Consider the following 25,225-nt stretch of genomic DNA (forward strand, 5'->3'; position numbering starts at 1 on the left):
GGGGCCGAATGTCCGAATCGCCGGAGTGAGTAACCGTAGCTACATCTTTCCAAGACACGTCGGCAACGTGGCGGTTCTACGTTGTTGATCCATGACCGCCGTACAGCCTGCGCCGACAGACACCGCGCTGAAAGAGACGCTCGAGGACTACACGCTGCGCTTCGCGCCGCGTAGCTACCGAAAATGGGGAACCGGTGTCGTCGCGACGTCTGCGCTCGGCGGCATCGCGTATCTCGCGGACTTCGCCATCGGTGCCAACATCGGAATCTCGTACGGAACCGGCAACGCACTCTGGGGCATCCTGGTGTTCGCCGTTGTCATCTTCCTGACGGGACTTCCGCTCGCCTACTACGCTGCCCGCTACAACATCGACCTCGACCTGATCACGCGCGGGAGTGGATTCGGGTACTACGGATCGGTGGTCACCAACGTCATCTTCGCGACGTTCACGTTCATCTTCTTCGCGCTCGAAGGCTCGATCATGGCGCAGGGACTCGAACTCGGCCTGGGCATTCCGCTGCCCATCGGCTACGCGGTGTCCACGATCATGGTCATCCCGCTGGTCATCTACGGCATGAAAGCCCTTGCCAAGCTTCAGGTCTGGACCACCCCACTGTGGCTGGTGCTGATGGTGCTGCCGTTCGTCTACCTCGTGTTCAGCAATCCCGATTCGGTCGGCGAGTTCTTCGCCTACGGCGGTCAGGACGGTGCCGACGGCAAGGGGGTCAACATCGGATCGGTGATGCTCGCGGCCGGCGTGTGTCTGTCGCTCATCGCGCAGATCGCCGAGCAGATCGACTACCTGCGTTTCATGCCGCCCAAGACTCCCGAGAATTCCCGACGCTGGTGGACCGCAGTGCTTCTCGCCGGTCCGGGCTGGGTCATCTTCGGTGCGCTCAAGCAGGTCGTCGGACTGTTCCTCGCCGTGTACCTGATCGCCAACGTGGTCGACGGATCCACCATCGCCAACGAGCCGGTGCACCAGTTCCTGGAGATCTACGAGAACTTCATGCCGGGCTGGCTCGCCATGACCCTCGCGGTGATCCTGGTCGTCATCAGTCAGATCAAGATCAACGTCACCAACGCGTATTCCGGGTCGCTGGCGTGGACCAACTCCTACACCCGCATCACCAAGACCTACCCGGGGCGCATGGTCTTCGTGCTCTTCAATCTCGCGATCGCGCTGATCCTGATGGAAGCCAACATGTTCAGCTTCCTCAACGACATTCTCGGCTTCTACGCCAACTGCGGTATCGCGTGGATCGCCGTGGTGGCGTCGGACATCGTCTTCAACAAGTACATCCTGAAGCTCTCGCCCAAGGTCCCCGAGTTTCGACGCGGCATGCTCTACAACATCAATCCGGTCGGCTTCGGATCGATGGCGGCGTCGGCCATCCTGTCGATTCTGGTGTTCTTCGGGGCATTCGGACCGGCGATCAAACCGTACTCGCCGATCGTGGCTCTCGTTCTCGCACTGATACTTCCGCCCATCCTGGCCGTTACGACCAAGGGCAAGTACTACCTGCGGCGTACCGATGACGGCATCGATCTGCCGATGTTCGACGAGCACGGCAACCCGTCCGACGCACTCGTGATGTGCCACGTCAGCGGAATGGAATTCGAGCGACCCGACATGATCGCGTCCAACGTGCCCGGGCCCAACGGGGAGAAGCAGTACATCAGTTCACTGTCGCTGAGCACCGACAAGACGGGGGAGCACATCCTGCCCCCGCAGTAGCGACTTCGTCGCAGGTGAGCGGAAACTCGTAGTGGGGCCCGAGTTTCCACTCACCTGGCGAGTCAGCGTCCTCGGAACTCGGGATCGCGACGCTCGAGCATCGCGTCGACAGCCTCGGAATGATCCTCGGTGTGGTGTGCGATGGCCTGATAGGCAGCGGACAGTTCGAGCAAGGATTCCAGACTCTGCTGCTGGCCCTCGCGCAACAACTTCTTCGTCATACGCAGTACCTGCGGTGGGTTGGCCGCCACGCGCCGAGCCAGTGTGTGGGCAGCGTCGAGCAGATCCTCGGGCTCGACGACCCGAGAGACCAGGCCCCATTCCAATGCCGTGGCGGCGTCGATGGCCTCGCCGGTGAACGCCATTTCGCTCGCCCGTGCCATGCCGATGGCCCGGGGGAGCAGCCACGCCCCACCGTCTCCGGGAATGATGCCCACCTTGGCGAAACTCTCGGCGAATGTCGCAGTGGTCGAGGCGATTCGGAGATCGCACATCAAGGCCAGATCGCAGCCTGCTCCGATGGCAGGGCCGTTGACCGCGGCGATCGTGGGAATCTCGCAGTGATACAACGCCTTCGGGATTCGTTGGATGCCGTGGCGGTAGCCCTGCCGCAGCTCGGCCGGGCTACCACCGAACATTCCCTTCTTGTCCCGCATGTGCTTGACGTTCCCGCCCGACGAGAATGCCGAACCGGCACCGGTCAGGACGGCAACCCTGATCGATTGATCCCCGTTCGCGTCGGCGATCGCGGCCTCGAGGGCGTCGATGGTCTCCACCTCGGAGATGGGATTACGGGCCTGGGGGTTGTTCAACGTCCAGACGACCACGTCGCCTTGTCGTTCGGTAAGAACAGGTTCTCTCACGGTCGGGCCTTTCGTTGCTTGGCCGCAGTGGCGCGGTTAAGTGCCGCCTGGGGCACATAACCACACCACTGCCGCAGGCACTCAGATGGTCCGCGTCAAACGATCGGCGAGCAACTTGGAGAACTTCGCCGGATCCTTGAGCTCGGTACCCTCGGCGAGAAGTGCCGTCGCATAGAGCAATTCGGCGGTCTCGGCGAGGTGCGGATCGTCACTGCGATCCTCGCGGGCCTTCTTCAGTCCCGTCACCAGATCGTGGGTCGGGTTGAGTTCGAGGATCCGCTTGGAGGTCGGCACGAACTGTCCCGACGCCTTGTACATCTTCTCGAGTTGCGGGGAGAAGCTGAACTCGTCGCCGACGACGCAGGCCGGGGACGTGGTGAGTCTGGTGGACAGGCGCACCTCCTTGACGTCCTCGCCGAGGGTCTCGGTCAGCCAGGTGAGCAGGTCCGCGAATTCCTTGTCCTGCTCCTCGCGCTTGGCCTCGGATTCCTTCTTCTCCTCTTCGGTGTCGAGGTCCACCTCGCCCTTGGCGATGGACTGGAACGACTTTCCGTCGAAGTCGGTGACGTTGCCGACCCACACCTCGTCGACGGAATCGGTGAGCAGCAGCACCTCGAGCCCGCGAGCCTTGAAGGCCTCCATGTGCGGCGAGCTCTCGATCTGCTGACGGGATTCACCCGTCATGTAGTAGATCTGCTGTTGGCCGTCCTTCATCCGGTCCACGTACTCGGCGAGGGTGGTCACACCCTCCTCGGAGTTGGTGGACGCGAACGAGGAGATGCCCAAGAGGGTTTCGCGGTTGTCGGCGTCGGAGATCAGGCCCTCCTTGAGGACCGTGCCGAACTGCGACCACAGCGTCTTGTACTTGTCGGGCTGCTCGCTCTGCAGTTCCTTGACCGTGGAGAGCACCTTCTTGGTCAGGCGTCGACGGATCGCACGGATCTGCCGGTCCTGCTGCAGGATCTCGCGAGAGACGTTGAGCGAGAGGTCCGCTGCGTCGACTACGCCCTTGACGAAGCGCAGGTACTCGGGCAGCAGTTCCTGCGAGTCGTCCATGATGAACACGCGCTTGACGTACAGGTGCACGCCGGCCTGGCTCTCGCGCATGAACAGGTCGAACGGTGCCTGCGACGGAATGAACAGCAGCGCTTGGTATTCGAACGTGCCCTCGGCCTTGAACGGGATGACCTCGAGCGGCTCGTCCCAGGCGTGGCTGACGTGCTTGTAGAACTCCTTGTACTCCTCCTCGGACACCTCGTCCTTGGAGCGGGTCCACAGAGCCTTCTGAGAGTTGATCGTCTCCGTCTCGATCGTGACGGTGTCCTCGCCGCCCTCTTCTTCACTCTTGACGCGCTTCTCGACGTCGATGCGAATGGGCCAGGCGATGAAGTCGGAGTACTTCTTGACCAGTTCCTTGATCTTGCGCTCGGACGCGTAATCGTGGAGGTGGTCCTCCTCGTCGGCGGGCTTGAGGGCCAGCGTCACCGACGAACCCTGCGGGGCGTCGTCGACGTCGGTGATCTCGTAGGTGCCCTCGCCGGTGGACTCCCACTGGGTGGCCGTGCTCTCGCCCGCCTTGCGGGTGAGCAGCGTGACCTTCTCGGCCACCATGAACGTGGAGTAGAAGCCGATGCCGAACTGGCCGATCAGTTCCTCGGAGGCGGCCGCGTCCTTGGCTTCCTTGAGCTTCTTGCGAACCTCGGCGGTGCCGGACTTGGCCAGCGTGCCGATGAGGTCGATGACCTCGGCGCGCGACATGCCGATGCCGTTGTCGCGGATGGTCAGCGTGCGGGCCGCAGCGTCGATGTCGATCTCGATGTGCAGATCCGAGACGTCGACGTCCAGGTCCTTGTTGCGGTACGACTCCAGGCGCAGCTTGTCCAGCGCGTCCGAGGAGTTCGAGATCAGTTCACGGAGAAAGCTGTCCTTGTTGGAGTAGATGGAGTGCACCATCAGATCCAGGAGCTGACGCGTCTCCGCCTGGAATTCGAGCTGTTCGGTACTCAATGTCTCCCCTTCTAGCAGCAAAACCGACGCGAATATTCTACGGCAAGACTACGGGTGAGCTGCGAAGACGTCGGCGCCGCCTACTGTGGTGGCCGTGACGAAGACGAAGTTCGTTCTGGGAGCAACGGCAGCACTGAGCGGGGCCTGGTTGGCGCGTGCGCTGTGGGGTCTGCCGTCGGCCATCGGTGCCCGACGCGTGCACATCACTCCGTATGCCGCCGGGTCTCCGCGATACCGCGATCGCCGGTTCCACAACTCCGACCCGAGCTCGAGCTACGTACCGGGGCGCGGCGAGAAGGGACAGCAGAACATGTTCGTCTCGCTGATCACCGAACGCGGCAAGGGCAGGCCGCAACGCCCGATTCCGTTGGCGCCGCCCATCGCGCCGGTGGACGCGGGCGAGCTGGCCGTCACCTGGTACGGCCACTCGAGTGTGCTCGTCGAGGTCGACGGCTATCGCGTCCTCGCCGATCCGGTGTGGAGCAACCGGGTGTCCCCGTCCTCGGTGGTGGGCCCGGCACGGCTGCATCCGACGCCGGTCGAGTTGGTCGACCTACCGACGGTCGACGCCATCGTGATCTCCCACGATCATTACGACCACCTCGACAAGGCGACGGTGCAGAAGCTGGCGAGTACACAGTCGGCTCCGTTCGTCGTGCCGCTCGGCATCGGCGCTCACCTGCGTAAGTGGCGGGTGCCCGACGAGCGCATCATCGAGCTGGACTGGGACGAGCAGACCAACATCGGCGGCCTCACCGTCACGTGCACCGAGGCTCGGCATTTCTCCGGCCGCGGTCTGACCCGGGACTCGACGCAGTGGGCGTCCTGGGCCTTCGCCGGTCCGATTCGACGCGTCTTCTTCGGCGGCGACACCGGCTACACACCGAAGTTCGCCGAGATCGGCAGCAACTACGGCCCCTTCGACCTGACGCTGCTGCCCGTCGGGGCCTACGACGCCCGCTGGCCGGACATCCACATGAATCCCGAGGAAGCGGTGACGGCGCACATCGACCTGACGGCGTCGAGCATCTTCGTTCCGATTCACTGGGCCACGTTCAACCTCGCCTTCCATCCGTGGTCCGAGCCGATCGTGCGGCTGCACGCCGCTGCGCAGGACGTCGGTGTGCAGGTGGCAGTGCCGATGCCGGGCCAGCGCATCGACGGCACCCGAACCCTGCACGACGATCGCTGGTGGTCTCGGCTCGGCTGAGCGGGTTTAAGCTGCACGCATGTCTATCGAGGCCGATGCTCAGCGGGACACCGGGCTGACCGAGGCGGAGGTCGCCAGGCTCAGGGCCGAGGGAAAATCCAACGACGTTCCGGCCCGTGCTTCTCGGTCGGTTCGCGACATCGTCCGCGGCAACGTGTTCACCCGAATCAACGCGATCCTCGGTGTGCTGTTGATCATCGTGCTCTCGACGGGCTCGGTGATCGACGGCATGTTCGGGCTGTTGATCGTCGCGAACAGCGGCATCGGCATCGTGCAGGAGATTCGCGCGAAGCGCACGCTGGATCGGCTGGCCATCGTCGGACAGAACAAGCCTCAGGTTCGACGCGAGGGCGTCTCGAAGCAGATTCCCCCCGACGAGGTCGTGCTCGGCGACATCGTCGAGCTCGGCCCCGGCGATCAGATCGTCGTCGACGGTGAGGTGATCGAGACCGCGAGCCTCGAGATCGACGAGTCGCTGCTCACCGGCGAGGCCGACACGGTGCACAAACTCGAGGCAGCACAGGTACTTTCGGGAAGCTTCGTGGTGGCGGGCAGTGGGGCGTACCGCGCGACGAAGGTGGGCCGCGATGCCTACGCGGCCAAGCTCGCCGAGGAGGCCAGCAAGTTCACACTGGTCAAGTCCGAACTGCGCAGTGGCATCGACAAGATTCTGAAATTCATCACGTACCTGATGATTCCGGCCGGCGCGCTGATCATCTACAACCAATTGTTCTCCAGCGGTCAGGCTTTGAAGCCGGCCCTCAACGGTATGGTCGCCGCGCTCGTTCCGATGGTGCCCGAGGGCCTGGTGTTGATGACGTCCATCGCGTTCGCGGTGGGCGTGATCCGACTCGGTCAGCGGCAGTGCCTGGTCCAGGAGCTGCCTGCGATCGAAGGCCTCGCCCGCGTCGACGTGGTGTGTGCGGACAAGACCGGAACCCTCACCGAGAACGGTATGCGGCTGTCCGAGTTGATGCTGATGGACGAGCACGATTCCGACTCCGTCACAGCGGCTCTCGCATCTCTGGCGCACGACGATCCGCGGCCGAATGCGAGCGTGCAGGCCGTCGGCGAAGCGTATCCGGACGCGCCCGGATGGACGCAGAGTGCCGTGGCCCCGTTCTCCTCGGCCAAGAAGTGGAGCGGACTGTCCTACGGCGACCACGGGAACTGGCTGCTCGGTGCACCGGACGTGTTGCTCGACGCCTCCTCCGACATCGCTCGTCGCGCCGAGGAAACAGGCTCGCGTGGCCTACGGGTGTTGTTGCTCGCCAGCTCGGACCGCTCGGTCGACGACGACGAGGCACCCGGCGTGGTGACACCGCGAGCACTGGTGATTCTCGAGCAGAAGGTGCGCGAGGATGCCCGAGACACGTTGGAGTACTTCGCAAGCCAGCACGTCGAGGTCAAGGTCATCTCCGGCGACAATGCCGTCTCGGTCGGTGCGGTCGCGGGTTCGCTCGGGCTGCCCGGCGGCGACGCTCCGATCGACGCGCGTGATCTGCCCGAGGACTCCGAGAAGCTGGCCGACGCCGTGGCGTCCTCCACCACGTTCGGTCGGGTCCGTCCCGATCAGAAGCGGGCGATGGTGGGCGCGTTGCAATCTCGCGGCCACACGGTCGCGATGACCGGCGACGGCGTCAACGACGTGCTCGCACTCAAGGATGCCGATATCGGCGTCTCGATGGGTTCGGGGAGTGCGGCCACCCGAGCCGTCGCGCAGATCGTGTTGTTGGACAACAAGTTCGCCACGTTGCCCTACGTCGTAGGGGAGGGGCGACGCGTCATCGGCAACATCGAGCGTGTCTCCAATCTGTTCCTCACCAAGACCGTGTACTCGGTGTTGCTGGCGTTTCTGATCGGGCTCTCGGGGGTGCTCTCCCAGATCTTCCACTTCGAGCCGATTCCGTATCCGTTCCTGCCCCGGCACGTGACGATCGCCGCATGGTTCACCATCGGAATACCGGCGTTCGTTCTCTCGCTCGCGCCCAACAACGAGCGGGCGCGCAGCGGATTCGTCTCGCGGGTGATGCGGCTGGCCGTCCCGTCCGGTCTGATCGTCGGCTCGTGCACGTTCGTCTCCTACCTGCTGGTCTACGCAGGCCCCAACGCCAGCGAGACCCAGGTGACGCAGGCCAGTACCACCGCGCTGATCACGTTGATCATGATCGCGCTGTGGGTGCTGGCCGTCGTCGCGCGGCCCTACAACTGGTGGAAGATCCTGCTGCTCGGTGGGTCGGTCGGTGGCTATCTGCTGCTGTTCGCAATCCCGTTCTGCCGCACCTTCTTCAAGCTCGATCCGTCGAACGTCGGAGCCACCACCAGTGCCTTGATCATCGGCGGCATCGGTATCGCGCTCGTCGAGGTGGCTCATCGATTCGGATCGGTACTACGCAATCGGCAGAACGAAACGTAGGCTTCCGGGTGTTCCGTTGCACCCGACCGGCAGGAGAGTTTCATGGGCTTCGCAGACAATTTGAAGGGCATGGTCGACAAGGGCAAGGACCTTGCGGCCGAGAACTCGGACAAGATCGACGACGTCGTGGAGAAGGCCGGGGACTTCATCGACAACAAGACCGGCGGCAAGTACTCCGACAAGGTCGACAAGGTTCAGGACGCAGTCAAGAAGGCGATTCCGGACAAGTAGGACCTTTCGGTCTTCTGCATCGGTGATCGTGGCCGTCGGTCGTACCCCGGGGTGCGGCTGACGGCACAATCGTCGGGGTGGACGGACCGATTCTTCTTCTCGTAGTCATCTTCGCGATCGCAGTCGCCGGTTTCGCCAGGCGCATCGATCTGCAGGTCCCGCTCGTCCTGGTCACCGTCGGCTCCATCGCCTCGTTCGTTCCCGGGGTTGCCGCACGTCAGCCTGTCGCCTCAGCTGATCCTCGGCGTGGTGCTTCCGCCGCTGCTGTACTCCGCCGCGCTGGATTTCTCGTTCGTCACGTTCAGGCGAAACCTCGGTCAGATCCTTCGGCTCGGACTGGTCATGGTGATCGTGACGACGGTCGCCGTCGGATGGTTCGCCAATCTGCTGATCCCGGAGCTGACCTTGGGTGCGGCTCTGGTCCTCGGTGCCGTCGTCGCCCCGCCCGACGCGGTGTCCGCCGTCGCCGTCGGCCGCAAGCTCGGTCTGCCCGCGCGGATGATGGCGATCCTCACCGGCGAGTCCCTGGTGAACGACGCGGCCGCGTTGACTCTGTTCACCCTGGCCGTCGCGTCGGTGACGGGCAGTCGAATCGAACTGGGCTCACCGGTGCTGTTCTTCCTGTACGAGATCGTCGGCGGTGTGCTGGTCGGATTCGTCCTCTCGCGCCTCGTTCGTTTCGTGCGAAACCGGATCGCCGACTCGGCGCTCGAGACTGTGCTCGGACTCGTCCTACCGTTCGCGGCCTACCTGGCGGCCGAGGAAATTCATGCCTCCGGTGTGCTCGCCGTCGTCACGGCAGGCTTCGTTCTGGGCCGCGTCACCGCCGACGTCTCGGTCTCCACGAGGGTCCAGGAACGGCAGGTGTGGCCAACGCTGGATCTTCTGCTCGAAGCATTCGTGTTCGCCTACATGGGTTTACAGCTGAAGTTCGTCATCGAAGAGGTTCAGCGTGAGGGGTTGCCGGTCCACCACGTGTTCGCCTATGCGGTGCTGGTGCTCGTCGCGGTCATAGCGGTGCGTCCAGCGTGGATCTTCGCAAATTCCGGTCGAGACATACTGCTTCGTAAGCTGTTTCGACGATCTGCAACCGGTGAAGCGGGATTGACGTGGCAGCAGAACCTCGTGCTCTCGTGGGCGGGCATGCGTGGGGTGGTCACGCTCGCTGCGGCGGCCGGTGTGCCGCTGACCACCGTGCTCGGTGACGAATTCCCCGGCCGCGCAGTGATTCAGGCCGTGGCCTTCGTCGTCGCGGTCGGGACGTTGCTGCTGCAGGGGCTGACGCTTCCGTTGCTGATCCGTCGACTCGACGTCGCAGATCCACTCGAGCAACAGCGCAACGACAATCAGCGGTTGCTTTCGCAGGCCATCGCCCGTACCGCGGCGGAGGACTATCTCCAGCGCGCGGCGAAGGACGGAATTCCAGGAGTGGACAGCGAACGTGTCGCGGAGGTGATCGAGCGTGTTCGCCGTTCGGTGCGCGCTCGATTGGATGCCGACGAGACCGAGGATCGCGAGAAGCGAATCGCGGCGGCAGGGGCGTTGTTCGATTCGCTGCGGCACAACGTCCTGGTCGCGCAGCGGGCGGCACTCATCGCGGCCCGCGACTCGGGGGAGTTGGAGGACGAAGCTCTGCGGGCAGTGTTGAATGGCTTGGACGTGGAAGAAATTGCGGCGGAAGCCCGCATCGCACGACGCACGACGTAGACGAACGCAATGTAGGAGCGCAGAGACAGTGAGGTCGACCGGATCGGTGGTCGCCGCGGCACTGGTGTTCGCCCTTGCCGCATGCAGCACTCCCGTCGCCGAATCGGTCGACCCGGCCACCGTGCAGGCCGCAGGCTCCGCTCCGGCACCCGAGGGTTCGGAACGCGGTGAGATCGTGTCCTCGATGCTGCTCGGTCAGGTCGACATCGGGGTCGCCTACCTCGGCGCGACCGCCACGAAAATCGTCTACCGCACCACCGACGGGGTCACCGGAGGCGGCACGGAGACCTCGGGAACGGTGTTCGTGCCCAACGGGTCTGCGCCGCCGGGAGGCTGGCCGATCGTCTCGGTCGGGCACGGAACCACCGGTGTCACCGACGAGTGTGCGCCCTCGCTGTACCCGAACCTGTTGGGCACCATCGGCTTGGTGACGCCGTTCCTCGAACGCGGAACAGTGGTGGTGGTGACGGACTACCAGGGCCTCGGAACGGCGGGTGACCCCGCCTACCTCGACCGGGACGCCGCAGCGTACGACGTCATCGACGCGGTACGCGCGGCCCGCAACGTGGTCCCCGACGTCGGCGCCAGGTGGGGTGCAGTGGGCACCTCCCAAGGCGGACAAGCAGTCTGGGCGGCAGCCGAGCGCAACGACGACTACGGCGACGGTCTGCAACTGGTCGGAGCCGCGGCGCTCTCGCCCACGGCCGATCTGACGCGATTCTTCGCGCCCGAGACCGAGCAGAGCGTGCCGCGTCAGCTGCTGGTGCCGTATCTCTACGAGGGTCTGCGCACCGCGGATCCGAGTGCCGAACGCTCCGACTACATCCGCGGCACGTTCGCCGACAACGTGACCGCACTGACCGCCTGCAGTGACCTGCTCGGCTTCTCCAAGGCCGACGCCGGAGCCGTCCTCGATCCGGCCGATGCCCTCCCGGACTCCGGGGAGGCATCGGATCGGATGACGCGGTGGCTCGAATCGGAGGCGCTACCGACCACTCGCACCGGGGTACCGCTGATGGTCCTGGTCGGCGAACGCGACGACCTCATCGATCCCCGGTGGACCCGCGACGCGGTAGCGCGGGCCTGCGCACTCGGCGACGATGTCGAGCTTCGCTCCGAACCGGAGCAGGGCCATGCCGAACTGGCCGCCAACGGCATCGGAGTCGACTGGCTCGTCGAACGCTTCCTGAACGTGCCCACCTCGACCACGTGCGCGCGATGACCGCGGCACTGGCGGCACTGGCGGTGATCGTGGCCGTGATCGTCTCGGTGATCGCCGTGATCAGCCTGCGCGGTCGACGTGACCTCACCACACCTGCCGAGCGGGCCGTCCACGCCACCCTGCACACCGCCTCGCTGGCGGCCAAGCCGTTGCGCGACGGTCTCGACGCTCGTTCGGCCGCCGCCGCCGCGCCGCATCTGCGGGTGCTGACGGGTGCGGACGCACTGGGCATCTGCGATCCCGACGGTTCGCTTTTGGCCTGGGACGGGCCCTGGGACGAGCTGACACCGGCATTCGTCGAGGCGGCGAAACGGGCGGTGGACGGGCAGCGGCGCGTCCTGGTGCGTCTGCCGCTGGGGTCGATCCACGAGGTCAGAGCGCTGGTGGTGCAGCCGTTGGTCGTCGACGAGTCTCCCGTGGTCGGGGTGTTGGGGGCCGCTGTCGTGGCCGAGCCCGGGCCCGGCATGCTCGGTGCCATCGCCGAGGTCGCGCGCTATGCGTGCGGGCAGATCGAGCTCGCCGAACTCGATGCGTCGAGGGCGCGGTTGGACCGAGCCGAGGTGCGGGCCCTGCGCGCACAGATCAGTCCGCACTTCATCTACAACGCATTGGGCACGATCGCGTCGTTCGTGCGGACCGACCCGGATCGGGCGCGGGAGCTGGTGCTCGAGTTCGCCGACTTCACCCGATACTCGTTCCGCAACGCAGGAGAGTTCACAGTGCTCGCGGACGAGCTGCGCAACATCGATCGGTACCTGACGCTCGAACGTGCCCGCTTCGGCGACTCCCTGCAGGTCACGTTGCAGGTCGCGCCCGAGGTGTTGGGCGTCGCCCTGCCGTTTCTCGCGCTGCAGCCGCTCGTCGAGAACGCCGTCCGGCACGGCCTGTCCGGTAAGGCCGACGGCGGCCGCGTGACGATCATCGCCGCCGACGAGGGCACCGACGCGGTGATCAGTATCGAGGACGACGGTGTGGGGATGGACCCCGAGGTGTTGCGCTCGGGAAGCCTGCACACCGAGGACGCGGCCCATGTCGGATTGGCCAACGTGGACGATCGGCTGCGGGCAGCCTTCGGAAACGACTACGGTCTCGTAGTGGACACCGCACCGGGCGCAGGCACCAAAGTGAGCATGCGGGTGCCCAAATTCAGGCCGGGAGTGCGGGCATGACGCAGGCTGCCAAAGACAACTCCGGCCGCGGATTGGTCGTCCTCGCCGTCGACGACGAGCGCCCGGCGCTGGACGAACTCGCCTTCCTGCTGCGCCAGCAGGAGACCGTCGCCGAGGTGTTCACAGCGCAGGACGCCACCACTGCACTACGACAGCTTCAACAGACCTCCGCGCAGCACGTGGTCGACGCGGTGTTCCTCGACATCAACATGCCCGGGCTCGACGGCCTCGAACTGGCCGGCATCCTGTCGGCATTCGCGCGGCCACCGTCGGTCGTGTTCGTCACCGCCCACGACGACCGAGCTCTGGCTGCCTTCGATCTCGGTGCCGTCGACTATCTGCTCAAGCCGTTGCGGGAGGATCGGCTCACCGAGGCGCTGCGCCGGGTGCTGCTCGCGCGGCGTCGCCCTGCCGAGTCCGCGGACACCTCGGCCGACGAGGTCATTCCCGTCGAACTCGGCGGAACCACCACCCTGGTGCACCGGTCGTCGGTGGCGTGGGTCGAAGCCGACGGCGACTACGCGAGACTGCACACCTCCAACGGCTCACACCTGGTGCGCATACCCATCTCGGCCCTCGAAAGTCGTTGGGCCGATGCCGGATTCCTGCGCGTGCATCGCTCCTACCTGGTCTCGCTGCGGTTGGTCACGGGGATCCGCAGCGTCGGTTCTGGTCTGGTGGTGTGCCTGCGGGCCAGCGGGAACCTTGCTGCCTGCGAACTGCCGGTGAGCCGACGGCACGCCAGAGAACTCAAGGACAGACTGGTCCGCGGTCCGTTGCAATCGTGGTCGTCTCGGTGACGAGGGATCGGCAGTGAGCCAGCCGCACCGACAACGGGTGGTGCTCTCGCAACGTCGCGGCGCACGGATGGTGCGCACCCGCGTCGAAGTGCAGGAGCAGACCGAGGTCGGCGACGCCCTGGTTCGTAGCCTCGTTCGCGCCCAGCTGTTGCTGTCGGTGCGCCTGGCGGTCATGACGCTGTCGATTCTGTTCGCAATTCCGTTGCTGGGCATGCTCCTCGCCCGCTTCACCGACGTCGCGCCGTTCGGCATCGGTCTGCCGTGGTTGGTGCTGGGGGTGGCGATCTATCCATTGCTGTTCGGTGTCGGCTGGGTGTACACGCGTCGAGCCGAACGCAACGAGCAGGACTTCACCGCCTTGACCGATGATTGACGTCGACGAGGGATCAGAGGGCGTTCAGTGTCATGTACGTGCCGAGGCCCAACAGGATCACGGCCAGAACGAGGCCACTGTGCGCGATGAATCCGTCGACGACCGCGTTCAGTGGCCGGCGGGCACGGTCGCGGAAGACGAGCAACGCGAGTGCGGGTGCCGCGACACCGAGGCTGGACACCACCACGAACACCACGAGAGCCGCAGCCTGGACGGCCACGGCCGACGACGCGTCCACGATCACCGCCACGGCCGACAGTGCGATGACCACACTCTTCGGATTGACCGATCCGAGGAGGAACGCGGTCGCGAATGCCCTGCCACCGTCGAGGCGACGTGCTCTGTCCACCCATCCCGGTTCCTCGCGGGCCGGGCCGTGTCGTACGCGCTCGATCAGCTTGCGGGCACCCAGGATCAGCAGAGCGACGCCGAGCGCGATTCTCAACCACCGCACCCAGGCGGACGAGTCCGAGGCCACCACCGCGGTGTCCACGACCACCAAGCCCGCCGTCGCGACGACCGTGACGCCGACCAGCCATCCGGCGGTGAACCGAGCGAGTACGGAACCGGTGTTGAGTGTGGCCAGGGCAGCGGCCATCGCTGTGGTGGGCAGGTGTGCGATCAGCGCCCCGGCCGCCAACGGAAGACACGCAGAGACGGCTGCCGTCACGGACATCAGGTGGCGCTCGTCCACTGCATCGGTAGATCGTCCCACTGCACCACCCGAGATGTCGTCGATTTCGCTACCGTCCGCGAAGTGCGCCGTTCCCGTGCAGGGCATGGCGAGCAGGGGCGGATTCGGTGAACGGGTCCATTCCGATCGCGACGGTGATCGCATTGCTCGCGGCCGCGCTGGCCACCGTGGGCATCGGTATCTACGGAGTTCGGTTGGCACGCACCACCTCCGACTTCCTGGTGGCCTCGCGAAGCGTCGGTCCACGCTGGAACGCCGCCGCCATCAGTGGTGAATACCTTTCCGCTGCATCGTTCCTCGGGGTTGCCGGGCTCATCGCGAAATACGGAGCCGATGCGCTGTGGTACCCGGTAGGGTTCACCGCCGGCTACCTGGGTCTGCTGCTGTTCGTTGCGGCTCCGCTGCGTCGAAGCGGCGCGTACACGGTGCCCGATTTCGTCGAATTCCGGCTCGGCGCACCATGGTTGCGCACCGTGGCGATGCTGGTGGTCGTGGTCATCTGCGCGCTGTACCTGGTGCCGCAGTTCCAAGGCGCAGGCCTGACGCTGAACATTCTGTTGGGGGTGCCGGGGTGGGTCGGGGCCCTGGCGGTGGGGCTCATCGTCATCGCGAACGTCGTCGGCGGTGGCATGCGCTCGATCACCTTCGTCCAGGCCTTCCAGTACTGGCTCAAACTGACCGCGATCGCCATCCCGGCACTGGTGCTGGCCGTGCACTTCTTCGCCGACGACCGTAGCGTCGGCAGCCCCGCCCCACCGACCGTGTCCGAGCAGACCGTCGTCGACATCACCACCGACGTTCTCGTGCAGGTCGATTCGCCGATCGTCGTGTCGGTGGCGGGAACCCTCGACGACGAGAGCGTCGACGGGCGAGTCCTACTGGACGCAGGCGAACACCGGTTGGGCTCGGGCACGTTGCTGACGCTCGACGCCGGATCGCCCGTTCCTGTCGTCGCAGGCGCGCCGACCACCGACCGAGCGTGGGCGATGCCCGGCGGGGGACTGGGCGGAGCGCATCCGCTCTATCAGGTCTACTCGCTGATTCTGGCCACGTTCCTCGGAACTCTCGGCCTGCCGCACGTGCTGGTGCGGTTCTACACCAACCCGGACGGCCGAGCGGCGCGGTTGACCTCGCTCACCGTCCTTGCGTTGCTCGGCATGTTCTACCTGTTCCCGACGGTGCTCGGCGTGTTCGCCCGGCTGTACGTGCCGCAATTGCTGATCACCGGAGCATCCGACGCCGCAGTGCTGCTGCTGCCCGGCTCGGTGCTGTCCGGAATACCGGGCCAATTGCTGGCCGCGCTCGTGGCCGCCGGTGCCATCGCGGCATTCCTGTCGACCTCATCCGGTCTGTTGGTCAGCATCGCCGGGGTGCTCAGTACCGACGTTCTCTCGGGCAAGGTCCGAGACTTCCGCGTCGCCGCGATTCTCGCCGGTGCCGTGCCGTTGGCGCTGTCGATCGGCGTTGTCTCCCTGGACCTCTCGCGCACCGTCGGGCTCGTCTTCGCCGTCGCCGCGTCCACCCTGTGCCCCCTGCTGGTACTGGGCATCTGGTGGCGCGGACTCACCGCGGCGGGAGCGGCAGCCGGACTGTTCCTCGGCGGCGGCATCTCCCTCGTCGCCGCGTCGATCTCCGTCGTCACCCCCATCTCCGACGGCGTCCTCGGCGGCTGGGCGGCAGCGATTCTCGGCTACCCCGCCGCCGTCAGCGTGCCCGTCGCCTTCGCCGCGATGATCGCCGTCAGCCTCGCCACCCGAAAAACCGTCCCGTCGGACATCTCCCGCATCTTCGCGCGACTGCACCTGCCCGAAGGCCTCGACATGGGCAAAGATCGCGAGCGCGAACTCTGAGACCACTGGGTCATTCCGCAGGCTCCACTCCCTCAGTGGGTCATTCCGCAGGCTCCACTCCCGCCGCCGCCGCTCAACTGCCATTCTCGACCGCTCGTCGCACACTCCCGCTTCCCATCGTGTGATCGACACCACCTCCTGATTTTGTGACCTGACTCTCATTACTGTTCCGAGTCAGCTACAGCTCACATCTACTTCAGGAGTCCAAGGTGACCGCACCGGAAACCAATTCGCCACCGGACGCGCAAGCGTTCGTCGACATGCAGGCCAGTCCAGAGTTCCAGGAACTTCGGCGTCGTCTGCGTAGCTTCGTGTTCCCGATGGCCGGGTTCTTCCTGGTCTGGTACGTCATCTACGTGCTGCTGAGCACCTACGCGGTCGACTTCATGTCGACCAAGGTGTGGGGCAACATCAACGTCGGGCTGCTGCTCGGCCTCGGCCAGTTCGTCACGACGTTCGCCATCACGGGCATCTACGTGAAGTTCGCCAACCGTGAACTCGATCCTCGCGCCGCAGCCCTGCGCGCCGAGATGGAAGCCTCCCAGGGAGCCAAGTCGTGACCACATCGCTGATTCATTCCGCAGGCTCCACTCATCTACTCGCCCAGGCCGCCGATACAACAGTCGGTGAACCGCTCGTCAACATCGCGATCTTCGGTGCGTTCGTCATCATCACGATGGCCGTCGTCATTCGAGCATCGAAGAAGAACGCCACCTCCGCGGAGTTCTTCACCGCAGGCGGCGGATTCTCCGGACCGCAGAACGGCGTCGCGATCGCCGGTGACTACCTTTCTGCAGCAAGCTTTCTCGGTATCGCCGGTGCCATCGCCGTCTACGGCTACGACGGCTTCCTGTACTCCATCGGCTTCCTCGTCGCCTGGCTCGTCGCGCTGCTCCTCGTCGCCGAATTGCTCAGGAACACCGGCAAATTCACGATGGCGGACGTACTGAGCTTCCGGCTCAAGCAGGGCCCGGTTCGCACCGCGGCCGCGCTGTCGACCCTGACCGTCTCGCTGTTCTACCTGCTCGCTCAGATGGCCGGTGCCGGCGGACTCGTCGCACTGCTGCTCGATATCTCCGACCGCACCGGACAGTCCATCGTCATCGCGATCGTCGGTGTGCTGATGATCGCCTACGTGCTCATCGGCGGCATGAAGGGCACCACCTGGGTCCAGATCATCAAGGCCGTTCTGCTCATCGCAGGTGCGGCGTTCATGACGGTGCTCGTTCTCGCCAAGTTCGGCCTGAACTTCTCCGAGCTGCTCGGCAGCGCCCAGACCATGGTGGCCGGATCGGCCAACGAGGCCGTCGCAGCCCGTGACGTCATCGAGCCAGGTGCCCAGTACGGCGGCAGTGCCACCTCGAAGATCAACTTCCTCTCGCTCGGTATCGCACTCGTGCTCGGCACCGCGGGTCTGCCGCACGTGCTGATGCGCTTCTACACGGTGCCCACCGCCAAGGAAGCTCGTCGCAGCGTCGTGTGGGCCATCGCGCTCATCGGTGCGTTCTACCTGTTCACCCTCGTCCTCGGCTACGGTGCGGCAGCGATCGTCGGACCCGACCGCATCCTGGCCTCGGCCGGCGGTCAGAACTCCGCGGCTCCGCTGTTGGCCTTCGAGCTCGGCGGCGTGATCCTGCTCGGCGTCATCTCGGCGGTTGCCTTCGCGACCATCCTCGCCGTGGTCGCCGGCTTGACGATCACCGCCTCGGCGTCGTTCGCTCACGACATCTATGCGAGCGTCATCAAGAAGGGCAAGGTCGACGACAAGAAGCAGGTCAAGGTCTCGCGGATCACCGCCGTCGTCATCGGCGTCCTGGCCATCGGCCTCGGCATCCTCGCCAACGGGCAGAACATCGCCTTCCTGGTGGCACTCGCGTTCGCCGTTGCTGCGGCCGCGAACCTGCCGACCATCCTGTACTCGCTGTTCTGGCGTCGCTTCACCACTACCGGCGCACTGTTCAGCATGTACGGCGGCCTGATCTCGACGATCGTGCTGATCATCTTCTCCCCGGCCGTCTCCGGATCGCCGACGTCGATGGTCCCCGGCTCTGACTTCGCCTGGTTCCCGCTCTCCAACCCCGGCATCGTCTCGATCCCGTTGGCATTCATCCTCGGCATCGTCGGAACTCTGATCTCGAAGGACACCGAGAACACCGACAAGCAGGCCGAGATGGAGGTTCGCTCCCTCACCGGTATCGGTGCGGAGAAGGCCAGCGCTCACTAGTCGATAGCAGGTTCCACCGAAAATGTCCGTGTGAGCAAGGCCTCACACGGACATTTTTCGTGCAGCGGTTACCATCCCTGCTGTGGCCAAGCTGAAGGTTTCCCTCGACGTCCCACTCACCCCCGAGCAGACGTGGGCGCACGCGTCCGATCTGTCCGGATACGAGCAGTGGCTCTCCATCCACGAAGCGTGGCGCGGTGAGCTGCCCGAGCAGCTGGCCGTGGGCACCACCTTGGACTCCGTCGCCAGCGTGAAGGGCATGCGCAACCGGGTGTCCTGGAAGATCGAGTCCTACGATCCGCCCGAGAAGCTCGAGCTCAAGGGCAACGGTAAGGGCGGCGTCAAGATCGGCCTGAACCTGTCCGTGAAATCCAAGGGTGACGGTTCCGAGATCACCATCGACGTCAACCTCGGCGGCGCACCGCTGTTCGGTCCGATCGGCTCCGGCGTTGCACGCGCTCTCAAGGGCGACATCGAGAACTCGCTGAAGACGTTCGTCAAGATCTACGCCTGACGCGGCAGGGGTGGAGCCTGTGGAACGACCAGTGAAGTAGGAGCCCGCCATGCCCGGTAGACACAGTGCCCCGTCGTCCGCGACGAGCAGCAGAGGATTCGCCAAGTACGGCGTCGTGGCCGTGGCCCTGTTTCTCGTGGTGGGCGGCGGAGTGGTCGTCGCGCAGAAGGCATTCGGTTCCGAGTGCGGCGATCCCGCGTCCTACTCTCTGGCCGCGGACCCTGCGATCGCGCCGGTGCTGCAGAAGATCGTCGACGAGACGTCCGCGGAAAGCCTCGGTTGCGCTCGGATCGAGGTCACCGCAGCCGAATCCGGTCAGGTCTCGGCTGCGGTCGCCAAGGGCGACGATGTTCCCTCTCTCTGGATTCCGGATTCCTCGCTGTGGATCGGCAAGACCGTGCGGTCCACCGCGTCGCTGATCGACCTGGCGAGTCAGTCGGTGGCCGGCACCCCGGCTGTGCTCGCGGCCCGCAAGGACGAGGTGCCGTTCTTCGACACCTGGCTCACCGCATTGAAGCTCGAAGGTCTGCGCATCGGCAACCCGCTGACCAACACCACGTCCGATGCGGCCATCCTGGGGGCGGTGGCCGAGGCCGGATCGGACGAGACCGCCCTGGACTCGGTCGGTGCGGCGCTCGTCCCCATCGCTCAGGCCCAGGCCGCCACTCGCGGTGAGGCCGATCCGACGGTACGGCTGGACGATCTGGTTGCCGCCGGCGGTGTCGCAGTGGTCTCCGAGCAGGCCTTCCTGGCCTACCAGCAGGACAACAGCGTCGAACTGGGCGCGACGGTGCCGCCGACGGGCAGCATCTTCCTCAACTTTCCGCTGGCCGTGACCGAGCCCGCAGGGGATCGACACGAGACCGCGAAATCCGTCGGGACGGCACTGGCCACGGCCATCGAATCCGAACAGGGGCAGCGGGCTCTGTCCGATGCGGGGTTCCGCTCCGCGGACAACGCACCCCTCGATTCCGATCGCGGGATCGGTGACGTGACGCCTCTGACGATCGCCGACCAGCAGGCCGCCGAGTCGACGCTGCGCCAGTACCAGGTGTTGGCGCTGCCGTCGCGGACTCTGGTGATGGAGGACGTCTCCGGATCGATGAACTACAGCGCGGGGGCCGATTCACGTATCGCATTGACGGTGCAGGCCAGCGAAACCGGAAATCGACTGTTCCCCGACAACGCGTCGATGGGGTTGTGGGCATTCTCGATCGGACTCGGCGGCGAATCGCAGGACTACCGTGAGCTCGCACCGATCCGGCGAATGGACGAAAAAGTCGGCAACACCACGCAGCGTGAGGTGCTGCTGCAGCAGACTCGAACGCTTCCGGCCCTGGTCGGAGGTGGTACCGGTCTATACGACACCACGTTGGCAGCGTTCCGCACGGTGCAGCAGGGCTACGATCCCGACGCGGTCAACAGCGTCATCATCCTCACCGACGGCACCAACGAGGACCCCGACAGCATCGCGCTCGACGAGCTGCTGTCCACTCTGCGTGCTGAGCAGGACCCGTCCAGGCCGGTCGTCATCGTCACGATCGGAATCACCGATGACGCCGATGCCGGTGTGCTGCAACAGATTTCGGCGGCAACGGGCGGTACGAGCTTCGTTGCACGAAATCCCGCGGAGATCCCGAACGTTTTCGTCAATGCGCTGAGAAGTCGCTCCGGTCGCTGAGAAGGCTACTATGCTGTGCGTCGCGTCACTTCTGAGGGCGCGTGCGCTTGCACTCGTCCTGTGAGTGCAGCGGGGGGCCGAGCAGGGGGTTGCATCGATGTCGGGACGTCACAGCGGTAGTGCTCGGCGGTTCGGTTCGGCCGCGATCTGGTCGGTGCTTGCGCTGGTGGCAGTCGTCGTCGTGGTCGGTGGCTGGTTCGGCGTTCAGGCCGTCCGCGCGTCCGGTGCCGATTCCTGCGATTCCGTCGATACCGTCTCGCTCGCCGTGGACACCTCCATCGCCGAACCCGTCGAGCAGATTCTCGCGCAGGCCACCGAGTTCGATCGTGGTTGCGTGAACTTCGAGGTTCGCCCCGAACGACCCGCCGACACCGCCACCGAGATCGCCGGAACCGAAAATCGCCCGGACCTGTGGATACCGGATTCGACACTGTGGCTGCTCAAGACTCTCCGCTCGACCGGTGCGCTTCCCGAGCTGGCCAAGGCCTCCGTCGCGAACACGCTGCCGGTCCTGGTCTCGAAGTCCGATGCCGCGCCGGTGACCGATACCTGGCTCAGCGTGCTCCAGCTTCCCGGGCAACGCATCGGTGATCCCCTGACCAGCAGCGCCTCGAATGCCGCGATCCTCGGTGCGCTGGCCGAATCCGAGGTGGCGATCTCCGACGCCAAGGCCGTGTCGGCGGCCCTGGTCCCGATGGCTCAGGACTTCGGACGAATCGCGGACACTCCACACGACACCCCGGATCTGGTGGCCCAGGTGGCCGCCGAGGGTGGCACCAGCGTGGCGACCGAGCAGGCACTGCTTGCGTACGAGGCCGACAATCCGGGATCGGGACTGAGCGAGTCGGTTCCGCCGACCGGCAGCTATTTCCTCAACTACCCGCTGGCCGTGACCGCGCCTGCCGGCCCCGAATACGACCGCGTCAAGCAGGCCGGAGCCGCTCTGGGCTCGGTTCTCGCCACCGCGTCGGCCGCCGAGACCCTGGTTGCAGCCGGCTTCCGAACATCGAGTGGCACACCGCTTCCCGACGGCCGAGGCGTCGGGTCCGTCGCGTCGCTCGAGATCAAGAGCCCGCTGTCCATCGAGACGACGCTGCGGGACTGGGCCGTGCTCGCACTGCCGTTGCGCACCCTCGTCGTCGAGGACGTGTCGGGTTCGATGGCCGCGAAATCGGGCGACTCCACCCGCATCGCGCTGACCGTGGACGCGTCGGTAGGTGCCAACTCGCTCTTCAGCGATCAGACGCAGATGGGGTTGTGGGCGTTCTCGATCGGTCTCGGTGGTGGCAAGCAGGACCACCGTGAACTGGTGCCGATGGGTAAGGCCGACGGTACGTTCAACGGAAAATCGCAGCGCGACGCCATTCTCGATTCGATCCGGGGGCTCCCGGCTCTCGTCGGCGGCGGAACGGGGCTCTACGACACCACGTTGGCTGCATTCCGGCGAGTCAAGGAGGGGTACGACCCCGACTACGTCAACAGTGTCATCATTCTGACCGACGGTGCCAACGAAGACGAGGGCAGTATCTCCCTCGACGAGCTGCTGGCGTCGCTGCAGAAGGAACAGGATCCGGTGCGCCCCATCGTGATCATCACCGTCGGCGTCACCAGTGACGCAGATCCGGTTGCGCTGCAGCAGATCTCGGCTGCGACCGGCGGAACGAGCTATGTCGCCGAGGATCCACGCGACATCCCGGAGGTGTTCGTCAAGGCCTTGAACTCGCGCACCGAACGTCTCGCGGGGGAGTAGGTCAGCCCAACAGGAAGCTGATCGCGATCGCCGCGGCGCACGCCAGAGTCACCACGATCAGTGTCACCGCGTCCGAGGCCTTGAACCGCGCGTCGGTGGCGGTGATCATTCCGGTACCTCCGCGAGCGGTGATGGCCCCACCCATTTCGTCGGCCCGCCTGATCGCCACCGACATCACCGTCGTGACGATGTCGACCAGGGAATTGTCCGACGCGCTGTTGACGACCGGCTTGGGGCGCAGGCGTCGGGCAGCATTGAGGGTGCGCATCTCTTCGATCAGCAGCGGAAGCGACCGCAGGCTCAGGGCCACGGCGATGGCCCACTCGTCGACCGGCAACTTCAGCTTCTTCAGCGGTGCGCCCAGTTTGGAGACCGCAGGCGCGATGTCGCTCATCGAGGTGGTCCAGCCGATCATCATCGATGCGCCGAGCAGGACGAAGATGAACAGCGTCGCGCGCAGATACACCAGCACTGCCGCGCCGCCGATCGGCAGATTGATGAGAGCTCCGACGCCGAACAGTGCCCAGATCCACCACGGTGGACGCGGAATTGCGGTGATCGGGACATGAGCGATGATCGCGGCGATGACCAACAGCGCGAACACGATTCCGAGGGCAGGCCACGTCGGTGCCACCACGAGAGTGATGCTCAGCAGCAGCACGGCGACGAGTTTGGTGCCGGCCCACAGGCGGTGGATCGGTGAGAATCGCGGGACCTGACGCAGTACGACGGTGGTCACGAGTGCACGCTCCCCAGGATCGAATCGGAGACGATGTGGCCGTCGGCCATCGTGATGGTGCGGCTGCAGACGGTGTCCATACCGTCCACGTCGTGCGAGATGACGACGATGGCGACGCCGCGATCGCGCAGTCCGGCGAGAACGCCGATGATGTCGTCGCGGCCGGGAGGGTCGAGCCCGGCCAGCGGTTCGTCGAGAACCAGCAGTCGAGGCCGACGCGCGATCAGCCCGGCCAGCACCACGCGTCGCATCTGACCACCACTGAGCGAATCGATGTCGCGAGCGGCCAACGACCTGTCCAGGCCGACGGCATCCATCGCGGCCGACACTGTGGCAGAACCTGTTTCGGGACCGGCAGCGGCAGCGATGTCCTCGGAGACGGTGCGCCGCTGCAGCTGCAGGCGAGAGTGCTGAAATGCGAGTCCGACGTCGCCAACACGTGCGGTCATCGCCTTGCCGCCGAGCTGGGCGGTGCCTCTGGTCGGGCCGGTGAGGCCGGCCATGATCCAAGCGAGAGTGGACTTGCCCGAACCGTTCCCACCGAGAACGAGCACACCCTCACCGCGTTTGACAGTGATGTCGATGCCGTTCAGTGCTACCTGCGCCCACGGTGTGCGCCGGTTGTACGTGTGCGCCACGCTGCTCAGTTCCAGAAGACGTTCGCTCGAATTGTCGTGCAGCGCAGCGGGGTTCTCCGTCCGAGCGTGCATCCACGTCGAGTCGTGCTGCACCTGATAACCCTCGTGCAGATGTACGACGCGATCCGCGGCGACGGTCTCCGAGACATGGTGGGTGACGAGCACGACCGACATCGCGTGCCTGCGGGGCAATTCGGCGAGGAGCGAGACCAGATGTTCGCGCCCGGAGGCGTCGATCATGGCGGTTGCCTCGTCGGCGATGAGCAGTGCGGGACGGCGAGCAAGTGCTGCGGCGACAGCGAGTCGCTGCATTTCGCCGCCGGAGAGGGAGGCCGTGTCGCGCGCTCCCATACCGCCGAGCCCGACCTCGTCGAGCAAGGCCTCCACGTCGGGGCGTGAATCGCCGGGCGGCAGTCCCCACACCACGTCGTCGGCGACGCGGGTGCCGAGGATCTGGCTTTCGGGGCGCTGCAGCACCACCGCGGTGCCGCCGTAACGTCCGAGTCCGGTCGAGCCGGGCCTGTCCACGGTGCCCTCCGACGGTTCGAGGCCGGCGAGGATCCGCGTCAGCGTCGATTTGCCGGAACCGTTGTGGCCGACGATCGCCACGAATTCGCCGGTGTCGATGCGGAGGTCGACGCCGGTCAACGCGGACGTCGTGCTTCCCGGGTACCGGAACCCGACCGCGGTGAGCGTGACCGGCAGCGGCCCGATCTCGTCGTCGGTGCTCGAGGCCAGAGGCTCGGGGGTGGGGATGGTGGAGAGACGGTCCAGAATCGCGGTGAGGATGAGCCACGCGAACAACGTTCCGGTGACGATGCCGAAGGCGATCGATCCGCCGACCCACCACCACCAGTTGTCGAGCACGGCCGTGCTGCTGCTGCGGAGCACGTCCGCGGCACCCTGCAGCGCCGACGTGCGCTCGAGCAACCGAGAAATGCCCTCCATCGTGTTGCGAAGCGTTTCGAGGAACAGCTCGCGCAACGGAACGAGGATGAGCAGCATCAGCACGGTCAACGCCCCGAGCACCGGCCCGACGACCATCGAGGTGACGAGAACGCCGAACAGTCCTTGCTTCCTGCGCTTCGCCCGCCCGACCAGGCCGCCCAGTAGGGCGGCGCTGGCGACGGTGATTGCCGTCTGGGTTCCGGCCGCGACGAAACCGACGAGGGTGCCGGCCACCGCCGAGGTGACCAGTGCGCGAGTCCGGTACCGGAGTGCGACCACCGACATGGGAATCGCCGCGACGACCTGAAGGATCGCCGCCATCGGAACCAGCACACCGATCACCGTCAACGCGACGGTGAAGCTGCTCATGACGGCAGCGGTCGCCATTTCCTGCGGACCGAGGGGCCCTGACTTCGGCGTGTGGGAAGAGCTGACGGTCACCGCTCCAGTG

General features: G+C 65.6%; 19 protein-coding genes and 1 pseudogene. 15 read left to right on the forward strand and 5 right to left on the reverse strand.

All coding sequences use genetic code 11. The features are described from left to right. Positions 1-91 precede the first annotated feature (91 nt). Entirely contained in the window at positions 92-1,738 is a 1,647-nt protein-coding gene (locus tag R4P47_RS00680; protein WP_317783879.1) for a hypothetical protein, read from the forward strand. A 62-nt stretch (positions 1,739-1,800) separates the two neighbouring features. On the opposite strand, the gene R4P47_RS00685 is transcribed toward R4P47_RS00680, so the two are convergent. Together R4P47_RS00685 and htpG are read right to left on the reverse strand one after the other, a co-directional pair. After that, the gene (locus tag R4P47_RS00685) at positions 1,801-2,601 is read right to left on the reverse strand and encodes a crotonase/enoyl-CoA hydratase family protein (RefSeq protein ID WP_317783880.1); all 801 of its coding nucleotides are present in this window, start codon (positions 2,599-2,601) and stop codon (positions 1,801-1,803) included. A gap of 81 nt (positions 2,602-2,682) precedes the next feature. Beyond that, a complete protein-coding gene (gene htpG, locus R4P47_RS00690; protein WP_317547778.1) occupies positions 2,683-4,608 on the reverse strand; it encodes a molecular chaperone HtpG in 1,926 nt (641 codons plus the stop codon). Between the two features lie 94 nt (positions 4,609-4,702). On the opposite strand from htpG, the gene R4P47_RS00695 reads away from it, so the two are divergent. From R4P47_RS00695 to R4P47_RS00730, 8 genes and pseudogenes are all read left to right on the forward strand, one after another. Further along, positions 4,703-5,818: an MBL fold metallo-hydrolase gene (locus R4P47_RS00695; RefSeq protein ID WP_317783881.1), complete on the forward strand. Its 1,116-nt coding sequence runs from the start codon at positions 4,703-4,705 to the stop codon at positions 5,816-5,818. Between the two features lie 19 nt (positions 5,819-5,837). Further along, positions 5,838-8,234 (forward strand): HAD-IC family P-type ATPase, encoded by a 2,397-nt coding sequence (locus tag R4P47_RS00700; protein ID WP_317783882.1) that lies wholly within the window; start codon positions 5,838-5,840, stop codon positions 8,232-8,234. Positions 8,235-8,276: 42 nt separating this feature from the next. Continuing rightward, positions 8,277-8,465: an antitoxin gene (locus R4P47_RS00705; protein ID WP_068051116.1), complete on the forward strand. Its 189-nt coding sequence runs from the start codon at positions 8,277-8,279 to the stop codon at positions 8,463-8,465. Between the two features lie 77 nt (positions 8,466-8,542). Further along, positions 8,543-10,172: pseudogene (locus R4P47_RS00710) on the forward strand (Na+/H+ antiporter). A gap of 28 nt (positions 10,173-10,200) precedes the next feature. Beyond that, positions 10,201-11,394, forward strand: a complete 1,194-nt coding sequence (locus R4P47_RS00715; RefSeq protein ID WP_317783883.1) for an alpha/beta hydrolase — start codon at positions 10,201-10,203, stop codon at positions 11,392-11,394. Beyond that, on the forward strand, positions 11,391-12,563 hold the full coding sequence (locus R4P47_RS00720; RefSeq protein WP_094639800.1) for a sensor histidine kinase: 1,173 nt from the start codon (positions 11,391-11,393) through the stop codon (positions 12,561-12,563). The genes R4P47_RS00715 and R4P47_RS00720 overlap by 4 nt, the downstream gene beginning before the upstream one ends. Then, positions 12,560-13,363 (forward strand): LytTR family DNA-binding domain-containing protein, encoded by an 804-nt coding sequence (locus R4P47_RS00725; RefSeq protein ID WP_317783884.1) that lies wholly within the window; start codon positions 12,560-12,562, stop codon positions 13,361-13,363. The genes R4P47_RS00720 and R4P47_RS00725 overlap by 4 nt, the downstream gene beginning before the upstream one ends. A 67-nt stretch (positions 13,364-13,430) precedes the next feature. Beyond that, on the forward strand, positions 13,431-13,736 hold the full coding sequence (locus R4P47_RS00730) for a hypothetical protein (RefSeq protein WP_231893895.1): 306 nt from the start codon (positions 13,431-13,433) through the stop codon (positions 13,734-13,736). A 13-nt stretch (positions 13,737-13,749) separates the two neighbouring features. Here the strand turns inward: R4P47_RS00730 and R4P47_RS00735 are convergent, their stop codons facing one another. Beyond that, entirely contained in the window at positions 13,750-14,517 is a 768-nt protein-coding gene (locus R4P47_RS00735; RefSeq protein ID WP_317783885.1) for a GAP family protein, read from the reverse strand. Positions 14,518-14,537: 20 nt separating this feature from the next. Between R4P47_RS00735 and R4P47_RS00740 the strand changes: the two genes are divergently transcribed. From R4P47_RS00740 to R4P47_RS00765, 6 genes are all read left to right on the forward strand, one after another. Next, positions 14,538-16,280 carry a cation acetate symporter gene (locus R4P47_RS00740; protein ID WP_317532606.1) on the forward strand — a complete coding sequence of 581 codons (1,743 nt, stop codon included), beginning with the start codon at positions 14,538-14,540 and terminating at the stop codon, positions 16,278-16,280. 260 nt (positions 16,281-16,540) lie between these two features. Continuing rightward, the gene (locus R4P47_RS00745) at positions 16,541-16,840 is read left to right on the forward strand and encodes a DUF485 domain-containing protein (protein WP_032378306.1); all 300 of its coding nucleotides are present in this window, start codon (positions 16,541-16,543) and stop codon (positions 16,838-16,840) included. Next, positions 16,837-18,504 carry a cation acetate symporter gene (locus R4P47_RS00750; protein WP_262498252.1) on the forward strand — a complete coding sequence of 556 codons (1,668 nt, stop codon included), beginning with the start codon at positions 16,837-16,839 and terminating at the stop codon, positions 18,502-18,504. Before R4P47_RS00745 ends, R4P47_RS00750 begins: the two co-directional genes overlap by 4 nt. Positions 18,505-18,586: 82 nt before the next feature. Continuing rightward, positions 18,587-19,018, forward strand: a complete 432-nt coding sequence (locus R4P47_RS00755) for an SRPBCC family protein (RefSeq protein ID WP_317783886.1) — start codon at positions 18,587-18,589, stop codon at positions 19,016-19,018. A gap of 49 nt (positions 19,019-19,067) precedes the next feature. Beyond that, complete coding sequence (locus R4P47_RS00760; protein ID WP_317783887.1) at positions 19,068-20,699, forward strand: substrate-binding and VWA domain-containing protein; 1,632 nt, start codon at positions 19,068-19,070, stop codon at positions 20,697-20,699. Between the two features lie 97 nt (positions 20,700-20,796). Then, complete coding sequence (locus R4P47_RS00765) at positions 20,797-22,449, forward strand: substrate-binding domain-containing protein (RefSeq protein ID WP_317783888.1); 1,653 nt, start codon at positions 20,797-20,799, stop codon at positions 22,447-22,449. A gap of 1 nt (position 22,450) precedes the next feature. Here R4P47_RS00765 and R4P47_RS00770 read toward each other — a convergent pair whose 3' ends face one another. Further along, the gene (locus tag R4P47_RS00770; RefSeq protein ID WP_269594595.1) at positions 22,451-23,188 is read right to left on the reverse strand and encodes an energy-coupling factor transporter transmembrane component T family protein; all 738 of its coding nucleotides are present in this window, start codon (positions 23,186-23,188) and stop codon (positions 22,451-22,453) included. Further along, positions 23,185-25,215 carry a DUF2232 domain-containing protein gene (locus R4P47_RS00775; RefSeq protein WP_317532610.1) on the reverse strand — a complete coding sequence of 677 codons (2,031 nt, stop codon included), beginning with the start codon at positions 25,213-25,215 and terminating at the stop codon, positions 23,185-23,187. Before R4P47_RS00775 ends, R4P47_RS00770 begins: the two co-directional genes overlap by 4 nt. Positions 25,216-25,225: the final 10 nt, after the last annotated feature.

Origin of the sequence: Rhodococcus sp. IEGM 1370 (genome assembly GCF_033142325.1) — a bacterium.
Taxonomy (GTDB): domain Bacteria; phylum Actinomycetota; class Actinomycetes; order Mycobacteriales; family Mycobacteriaceae; genus Rhodococcoides.

What these genes read in the sequence shown, in the direction of transcription:
- R4P47_RS00760 (WP_317783887.1), top strand. Translation starts at nt 19,068, where the DNA reads ATGCCCGGTAGACACAGTGCCCCGTCGTCCGCGACGAGCAGCAGAGGA.
- R4P47_RS00730 (WP_231893895.1), top strand. Translation starts at nt 13,431, where the DNA reads ATGGTGCGCACCCGCGTCGAAGTGCAGGAGCAGACCGAGGTCGGCGAC.
- R4P47_RS00765 (WP_317783888.1), top strand. Translation starts at nt 20,797, where the DNA reads ATGTCGGGACGTCACAGCGGTAGTGCTCGGCGGTTCGGTTCGGCCGCG.
- R4P47_RS00680 (WP_317783879.1), top strand. Translation starts at nt 92, where the DNA reads ATGACCGCCGTACAGCCTGCGCCGACAGACACCGCGCTGAAAGAGACG.
- R4P47_RS00720 (WP_094639800.1), top strand. Translation starts at nt 11,391, where the DNA reads ATGACCGCGGCACTGGCGGCACTGGCGGTGATCGTGGCCGTGATCGTC.
- R4P47_RS00735 (WP_317783885.1), bottom strand. Translation starts at nt 14,517, where the DNA reads ATGCCCTGCACGGGAACGGCGCACTTCGCGGACGGTAGCGAAATCGAC.
- R4P47_RS00700 (WP_317783882.1), top strand. Translation starts at nt 5,838, where the DNA reads ATGTCTATCGAGGCCGATGCTCAGCGGGACACCGGGCTGACCGAGGCG.
- R4P47_RS00745 (WP_032378306.1), top strand. Translation starts at nt 16,541, where the DNA reads ATGCAGGCCAGTCCAGAGTTCCAGGAACTTCGGCGTCGTCTGCGTAGC.
- R4P47_RS00705 (WP_068051116.1), top strand. Translation starts at nt 8,277, where the DNA reads ATGGGCTTCGCAGACAATTTGAAGGGCATGGTCGACAAGGGCAAGGAC.
- R4P47_RS00725 (WP_317783884.1), top strand. Translation starts at nt 12,560, where the DNA reads ATGACGCAGGCTGCCAAAGACAACTCCGGCCGCGGATTGGTCGTCCTC.